Origin of the sequence: Comamonas sp. UBA7528, assembly GCF_002479375.1 — a bacterium.
Lineage (GTDB): Bacteria > Pseudomonadota > Gammaproteobacteria > Burkholderiales > Burkholderiaceae_C > Comamonas.
Genome location: NZ_DLMU01000001.1, coordinates 381,544 through 389,256 on the forward strand (window position 1 = coordinate 381,544; position 7,713 = coordinate 389,256).

At 65.4% G+C, this 7,713-nt stretch carries 8 protein-coding genes; 1 reads left to right on the forward strand and 7 read right to left on the reverse strand.

Annotation, left to right across the window (positions count from 1 at the left end; genetic code table 11):
* Positions 1–3 precede the first annotated feature (3 nt).
* The 7 genes from hisS to B3349_RS01845 form a co-directional block, all read right to left on the reverse strand.
* Positions 4–1,299, reverse strand: coding sequence for a histidine--tRNA ligase (gene hisS / locus B3349_RS01815; RefSeq protein ID WP_291585889.1), 1,296 nt, complete (start codon positions 1,297–1,299; stop codon positions 4–6).
* Between the two features lie 153 nt (positions 1,300–1,452).
* On the reverse strand, positions 1,453–2,736 hold the full coding sequence (gene ispG / locus B3349_RS01820; protein ID WP_291585890.1) for a flavodoxin-dependent (E)-4-hydroxy-3-methylbut-2-enyl-diphosphate synthase: 1,284 nt from the start codon (positions 2,734–2,736) through the stop codon (positions 1,453–1,455).
* Between the two features lie 3 nt (positions 2,737–2,739).
* Positions 2,740–3,717 (reverse strand): helix-turn-helix domain-containing protein, encoded by a 978-nt coding sequence (locus tag B3349_RS01825; RefSeq protein WP_291585892.1) that lies wholly within the window; start codon positions 3,715–3,717, stop codon positions 2,740–2,742.
* 16 nt (positions 3,718–3,733) lie between these two features.
* Positions 3,734–3,976 carry a hypothetical protein gene (locus B3349_RS01830; protein ID WP_291585894.1) on the reverse strand — a complete coding sequence of 81 codons (243 nt, stop codon included), beginning with the start codon at positions 3,974–3,976 and terminating at the stop codon, positions 3,734–3,736.
* A 426-nt stretch (positions 3,977–4,402) separates the two neighbouring features.
* Positions 4,403–5,527: a dual-specificity RNA methyltransferase RlmN gene (rlmN, locus tag B3349_RS01835; protein WP_291585895.1), complete on the reverse strand. Its 1,125-nt coding sequence runs from the start codon at positions 5,525–5,527 to the stop codon at positions 4,403–4,405.
* Between the two features lie 90 nt (positions 5,528–5,617).
* Positions 5,618–6,043 (reverse strand): nucleoside-diphosphate kinase, encoded by a 426-nt coding sequence (gene ndk / locus B3349_RS01840; protein ID WP_066533958.1) that lies wholly within the window; start codon positions 6,041–6,043, stop codon positions 5,618–5,620.
* 101 nt (positions 6,044–6,144) lie between these two features.
* On the reverse strand, positions 6,145–7,500 hold the full coding sequence (locus B3349_RS01845; RefSeq protein ID WP_291585896.1) for a pseudouridine synthase: 1,356 nt from the start codon (positions 7,498–7,500) through the stop codon (positions 6,145–6,147).
* Between B3349_RS01845 and B3349_RS01850 the strand changes: the two genes are divergently transcribed.
* Positions 7,494–7,713 (forward strand): hypothetical protein (locus B3349_RS01850; protein ID WP_291585897.1); only part of this gene is annotated, 220 nt, incomplete at its 3' end. The genes B3349_RS01845 and B3349_RS01850 overlap by 7 nt on opposite strands.

Sequence of the window (7,713 nt, forward strand, 5' to 3'; positions counted from 1 at the left end):
AGGTTAAGCGTTCGATTGTAGGGTGGCAGCCCATTGGGCCACTTCGGCCAGGGCTTGCAGCTGCTGGCGGCCTTCGCCGTCGCGCAGGGATTTGACGGTGACCTGGCCCTGCGCCAGTTCATCACCGCCGAAGATCAGCGCATGGCGCGCGCCCGAGGCATCGGCCTTCTTGAACTGCGACTTCATCGAGCCCATGCCCTCAACACCTGCGGTGTGCATCTGTGCACGCACACCGGCTTCGCGCAGCTGCTGCAAGGTGCGCAGCACCACGGGCATGGCGGCGGCGTCGGGCACGATGGCGTAGACGTCCAGCTGCGGTGCGGGGATGTCGGTGCCCAGCTCCTTGACCAGCTCCAGCACGCGCTCCACCCCCAACGCCCAGCCCACGGCGGGTGCCGGCTTGCCGCCCACCTGCTCGATCAGGTAGTCGTAGCGGCCACCGGCGCAGATGGTGCCTTGCGAGCCCAGCAGATCGGTCACGAACTCGAACACGCTGAGGTTGTAGTAATCCAGGCCGCGCACCAGACGCGGGTTGACCGTCCAGGGCACGCCGTTGGCGTCCAGAATGGCCTTCAGGCCGTCGAAGTGGGCCAGCGAGGCTTCGCCCAAGTAGTCCAGCAGCTTGGGCGCTGCGTTGACCATCTCCTGCATCGCCGGGTTCTTGGTGTCCAGCACACGCAGCGGGTTGCTGTACATGCGGCGCTTGGCCTCTTCGTCCATGACCTCGGTGTGCTGCTCCAGGTAGGCAATCAGCGCCTCGCGGTGGGCCTTGCGCTCTTCGGGCTGGCCCAGGCTGTTGATTTCCAGGCGCCACTGCGTCAGGCCCAGGCGCTTCCACAGCGACACGGCCAGCAGGATCAGTTCTGCATCCACATCGGGACCGGCAAAGCCCAGGGCTTCGGCACCGATCTGGTGGAACTGGCGGTAGCGGCCGCGCTGGGGGCGTTCGTGGCGGAACATGGGGCCGATGTACCACATGCGCTTGCCGCCGTCGTACAGCAGATTGTTTTCGATGGTGGCACGCACCAGGCTGGCCGTGCCTTCGGGGCGCAGGGTCAGGCGTTCGCCGTTGAGCTTGTCTTCAAAGGAGTACATCTCCTTTTCGACGATGTCCGTGACCTCACCGATGCCGCGCACAAACAGCTGCGTGTGTTCGACGATGGGGGTGCGCACATTGCGATAGGCAAAGCGCCCCATCAGATCGCGCACCTGCGCTTCCAGCCATTCCCAGCGTTCGGATTCGCCGGGAAGGATGTCGTTCATGCCTTTGACGGCGCTCAGTTTTTCGGTCTTTGCCACTTCAACGATCTCTTCAACAATTCGGATGTGCGCTCACAATTTCAGGAGCAACTTCTGCACTGACAACATGAATTTCAGGCTGAAACAAACCCGAAATTCATGGTGCACAAGCACAGGCAGCTATGGTTTTTCCAGGCGATTGTGCCAGCACGCTCATCCGGGCTGGCCGTAGCGGCGCTCCACATAGGATTGCACCAGGGCCTGGAACTCCTGGGCAATGTGCTCGCCGCGCAGTGTCAAGGCCTTTTCACCATCGATGAACACGGGTGCCGCAGGCGCTTCGCCATTGCCCGGCAGGCTGATGCCGATGTCGGCATGCTTGCTTTCGCCCGGACCGTTGACGATGCAGCCCATCACGGCGACTTTCATCGCCTCCACGCCGGGGTATTTGGCACGCCAGACGGGCATCTCGCCGCGCAGGAAGTCGTCGATCTGTTTGGCCAGTTCCTGGAACGTGGTGCTGGTGGTGCGGCCGCAGCCCGGGCAGGCCGTGACGCTGGGTACGAACACGCGCAGACCCAGGGCCTGCAGGATTTCGGACGCCACCACCACCTCTTGCGTGCGTGCTTCGCCCGGCAGGGGCGTGAGCGAGACGCGGATGGTGTCGCCAATGCCTTCCTGCAGCAGCACCGACAGCGCCGCCGTGGACGCCACCGTGCCCTTGGTGGCCATGCCGGCTTCGGTCAGGCCCAGGTGCAACGCGTAGTCGCAGCGGCGTGCCAGTTCGCGGTAGACCGAGATCAGGTCCTGCACGCCGCTGACCTTGCAGGACAGAATGATGTTGTCGGGATTCAGGCCGATGTTGCGGGCGAGCTCGGCGGAGCTGATGGCCGAGGTGATAAGCGCCTCGTACATGACCTGGCGCGTTTCCCAGGGCCGGGCACGGCGGGAGTTCTGGTCCATCAGCTCGGCCATGATTTCCTGGTCCATCGAGCCCCAGTTCACGCCGATGCGCACCGCCTTGTCGTACTTGGCGGCGATCTCGATCATCTGGCCGAACTGCTTGTCCTTCTTGTCGCCCTTGCCCACATTGCCGGGGTTGATGCGGTACTTGGACAGCGCCTCGGCGCAAGCCGGGTAGTCGGTCAGCAGACGGTGGCCGTTGTAGTGGAAGTCACCCACCAGCGGCACATACTCGCCCATGCGGTCGAGCTGCTCGCGGATGTAGGGCACGGCTGCCGCCGCCTCCGGCGTGTTGACGGTAATGCGCACCATCTCCGAGCCGGCCTGGGCCAGCTGGCGCACCTGGATGGCCGTCTCCACGGCCTCCACGGTGTCGGTGTTGGTCATGGACTGCACGCGCACGGGCGCATCGCCCCCCACGGTGACCACGTTGTTGCGCCACACCACACGGGCCTGGCGCGATTTGCGCGGCAGCGGGCTGGCAATCGCGATCGGACTGCTGCCTGTCTGCTGCAAATTTTGCGAGTCTTGCACTTCTTACTTCACCTCAAATCGGGCGACGTTCTCGCGGGCCACGGCCCCCAGATCGAACGCTGCCCCGCCCACCTGCACCTCGGCCGCATCTGCGCGGCCAATCACCACCGACAGCGGCTTGGGTGCCTGGGTTTCAAAAAATTCGCCCGCATTCAGGGTCTTTTGCTCCAGCACCTTGCCACCGCCACGCACCTGGATCCAGGTCGCAGCGCGGGCCTGGATGCGCAAGGTTGCCTGGCCCGCAGCAGCCGCGGGAGTGGCCGCCGCAGCAGCCACAGGCTCCACTGGCGCAGCCGCTGCCGGAGCCACGGCAGCCGGTGCCGCAGACGCAGCGGGCGCTGTCGGGGCTTCCGCCACTGCTGCGGGCGCCGGGACGGCTGCCACCGCAGGCGCGGCCGCTTCGGCGGCGGCCGGAGCCACCGGTTCCTGGGCGGCCACGGGTTCGGCCGCCGGGACTTCCGGCGGCGCCACATCCACGGTATGCGCCGACTGTGACGTGCCCATGGCACGCTCCGAGCGTTCCTGCACCGAAGCGACCACCGCATCGCGCAGATCCTGCTTCTGGGCAAAGTACCACACCCCGCCGCCGGCACCTGCCAGCAGGGCCAAGGCCAGCCACTTCCAGGCACCGCCCGGGTTGGGCGTGTCGTGCACGGAGCGCACGGCCTTGTCACGGAAAGGCTCGTTGATGCCCGGACCGGGCGCGGTGAACTTCTGTGTGGCTGCCGACTTGGGCAGCAAGGCCATGACCGGTGCCGCATCCACCTGCAAGGCCTTGCAGATGCTCAGCGCCACCGAGCGGGTGAACACCGCATCCGGCAGGGCCTGCCAGTCGTCGGCTTCCAGCGCCTGCAGCTTGGCCACGGGTACCTTGAGCACATCGGCCAAGGAGGAAACATGCATGCCCGCCGCTTCACGGGCCTGGCGCAGCAGACTGCCTGCAGTCTGTTGTGCGGGTGGCGATTCGAGTTGTTCTGTCACTTCTGCTTCCTGGAGCTCAGCCATGGAAAGCCCCTTGCTCATAACGTTGCCATTCTGTGGAATCCGCTAACCGGCGCGGCAGCGGGCGAACCCGCTGTCGCATGGCCAAGGTCGCATCCAATGCCCGCTCCACGCGGCTCCCCTCCCTCAGGGACTTGGCATTGGCGTACCCGCCATTGTTCAAACGACAGAAGGGAAAGCGCGCACGCTCCCCCCTTTGCAGCTCGAACAGCAAATCTGCCAGATGGTAGGCGATCACGCGATTGCCTGCATCTATCTCGTAAGCTTTTTCATTGGTCCGACCTGCGGCCACAGGACCTGCGGGCCGAGGCTGGCCGCAGCTACCCCTGAGTACCCCGGCCTGCCCGCTGCGGTGCGCAGTGCGGTACAGGGCGTGTTGCAGGGTGGGCTGCGGTCCGTTCGCCAGCCCGGCCTGGTGCGGCGGGACTGCTTGCAAGTCACATGCCATGCCGGTGCGGACATGGCAGGGTGCAGCGACGCTTTCCAGCGCCTGCAGGATGCGGACCGAAGATGTGCTGGCGCATCGCGCCACCGCAAATGCCCAAGTTGCTGCGCCGCTGGGGCGCATCGCCCTGCGCTGGCAACCTGTCTTGGCATTCCCGGAATGAAAGCACATCTGGAGGTCCCTTGTCGAATGGTGGTCTGGCCGCTCGCTCTGAGTTCTCTAACCTGCCGCCGGCTTGAGCATGATGGTGCGCTGCTTGGCCATGCGTTCTGCGGCGCGGGTGCGGTCTTTCACATCCCCCGCCAATTGTCCACATGCAGCGTCGATGTCGTCACCGCGCGTCTTGCGCACCGTGGTCACAATCCCGGCATCGCTGAGTGCCTTGGCAAAGGCTGCCACCCGTTCATTGCTCGAGCGTAACAGGCCGGAGGCCGGGAACGGGTTGAACGGGATCAGGTTCAACTTGCACCAGGGACGGCCGTTGCCATAGCTGCGGATCAGCTCCACCAGCTGCCTGGCATGCTCCGGCTGGTCGTTGACCCCGTCGAGCATGCAGTACTCGAAGGTGATGAAGTCGCGCGGGGCAAATTCCAGATAGCGCTGGCAGGCCTGCAGCAGCTCGTCCAGCGGGTACTTCTTGTTCAGCGGCACCAGGTTGTCGCGCAGCGGGTCATTGGGCGCATGCAGCGACACGGCCAGTGCCACGGCGCAGTCCTGGGACAGGCGGTCCATCATCGGCACCACGCCGGAGGTGGACACGGTGACGCGGCGGCGCGACAGGCCGTAGCCATGGTCGTCCAGCATGGTGCGCAGGGCGGGCACCAGCGCGCTGTAGTTCTGCAGCGGCTCGCCCATGCCCATCATCACCACATTGGTGATGACGCGCTCATCGGTCTTCAGGTGCTTGCGCAGGAAATGCTCGGCAAACCACAGCTGCGCCAGGATTTCGCCCGTGCTAAGGTTGCGGCTGAAGCCCTGGTGGCCCGTGGAGCAGAAACGGCAGCCCACGGCGCAACCCGCCTGCGAGGACACGCACAGCGTGCCGCGGTCGTCTTCGGGAATGAATACGGATTCGACGGCATTGCCGTCCCCCACATCGAACAGCCATTTGATGGTGCCGTCCTGGGATTCGTGCTGGGTGATCACCGGCAGCGGGCGGATTTCCGCCTCATGCTGCAGCTTTTCACGCAGCGACTTGGCCAGATCCGTCATCTGGCTGAAGTCCTTCGCGCCACGCTGGTGGATCCAGCGGAACAATTGCGTGGCACGGAAACGCTTTTCCCCCAGTTGCTCGCAATAAGCAACCAGCCCCTGGAGGTCGAAATCAAGAAGATTGGTGGTCATATCTGCATGCCCAGACCACGGCATGGGCGGCACTCCCATGCAGGGGGTGCCGCCTTAGCAGCAGCCTTGGCCAGCATGGGAGTCATGGGATTAACGTGCGTAGACGTTCATGCCGGGGAAGAAGAAGGACACTTCGACGGCTGCGGTTTCGGCAGCGTCGGAGCCGTGCACGGCGTTGGCGTCGATGCTGTCAGCGAAGTCAGCGCGGATGGTGCCGGCTTCAGCCTTCTTGGGGTCGGTGGCGCCCATCAGTTCGCGGTTCTTCAGGATGGCGTTTTCGCCTTCCAGCACTTGGATCATCACGGGGCCGGAGATCATGAAGTCCACCAGGTCCTTGAAGAAAGGACGTGCGGCGTGCACAGCGTAGAACTGCTCGGCATCAGCGCGCGACAGGTGCACCAGCTTGGCAGCGGCGATCTTCAGGCCAGCGCCTTCGAAACGCGAGTAGATCTGGCCGATCACGTTCTTGGCAACTGCGTCGGGCTTGATGATGGAGAGGGTGCGTTCGATAGCCATTTGATTTTCCTAATCAGGTTTTAGTTCGTTTTTTGCCACACCGGCAAAACCCTTGATTCTACCGGGGTGGCACAAAGCCTTGGCAAGCAGGACCTATCCGCTCAGCGGCTACCGCCACGGCGGCCGCCGCCAGAGCCCTTCTTCTGCGTGGCGCGGTAACGCTCCAGGCTGTCGCGGCCGATATAGCCAGCGGAAGTCTTCAGCGGATCCGGCTGTGCGCTGCGCTTGGCGCGGGCCGCACTGCTGCGGGCGGCGCCTTCGTCACCGAACAGCGCGCCGGAGCGTGCCGGACGGTCGCGCTCGGGCCCGCCGCCGTCCTGGAAGCGCCGTGGCGCCTGCGGACGCGCGGCACCCGGGCCGCTGCGGCGGCTTGCACCGCGGTCGGCGCTGGGACGGCGCAGGCCGGCACCTTCGCGCGGCGCGGCCTTGGGGATGGCGGCACCGGCGGCCTGCATCAGGGCCTGGATGTCCTTGTCGTCCAGCTCCAGCCAGGCACCGCGCTTGAGCCCCTTGGGCAGCATCATGGCGCCGTAGCGGATACGGATCAGGCGGCTGACGGCGTGGCCCACCGCCTCGAACATGCGGCGCACTTCGCGGTTGCGGCCTTCCGAGATGGTGACGCGGTACCAGCAGTTGGCGCCTTCGCCGCCGCCGTCCTCGATGGAGCCGAAGCTGGCTTCGCCGTCTTCCAGCTGCACGCCGTCGAGCAGTCGCTGCTTTTCTTCCTTGCTCAAGGCGCCCAGCACGCGCACCGCGTACTCACGCTCCAGACCGAAGCGTGGGTGCATCAGGTTGTTGGCCAGGGCACCGGAGTTGGTCAGCAGCAGCAGGCCTTCGGTGTTCAGGTCCAGACGACCGACCGACTGCCACTTGCCGGCGTGCAGCTTGGGCAGCTTGCGGAACACCGTGGGGCGGTTTTGCGGGTCGTCGTGGGTCACCACTTCGCCCACGGGCTTGTGGTAGGCGATCACACGGGCCGGTGGCGGCTCGATGCGGAAGTGGATGGGTTTGCCGTTGACCTTGATCTGGTCGCCGAACTGGACGCGCTGGCCCACGTGGGCCGGCTCGTTGTTGACCGAGATGCGGCCTTCCAGGATGAGCTTTTCCATCTCCAGGCGCGACCCCATGCCGGCCTGGGCCAGCACCTTGTGCAGTTTGGGCGATTCGGCCTGCGGTTGCAGCACGCGCTTGGCCGGCGCCAGGTCTTCGCGTGCTTCGTCGGCGTCCAGGGCACCCGACACCACATCTTCGAAGGCATAGCCTTGCGCTTCCAGGGCGGTGTCAGCGGCGTCCACGGCTTCATTCACCTCGGCGGCGTCCACCACCTGGGGGGCACGCGGTGCGGCTGCGCGCGGTTTGCGGGCGCCGGCAGCAGGTTTGGCGGCGCCACGGGGCGCCCGGTCTTTGGGGTTCATACGATCCATTCCCTGCGCCACCCGGGCGCAGTCTAGTGTCATTGCATGTGGCGAAGCCGGCGGGCTTTGCGCACTTAAAAGCGGTTCTTCCAGATCCAGCTCTGGTTTCCGCCATCGTCTTCTGGCTGCTCTGGCTGCTCTGGCTGCTCTGGCTGCTCTGGCTGCTCTGGCTGCTCTGGCTGCTCTGGCTGCTCCGGCTGCTCTGGCTGCTCTGGCTGCTCTGGCTGCTCCGGCTGCTCCGGCTGCTCTGGCGGC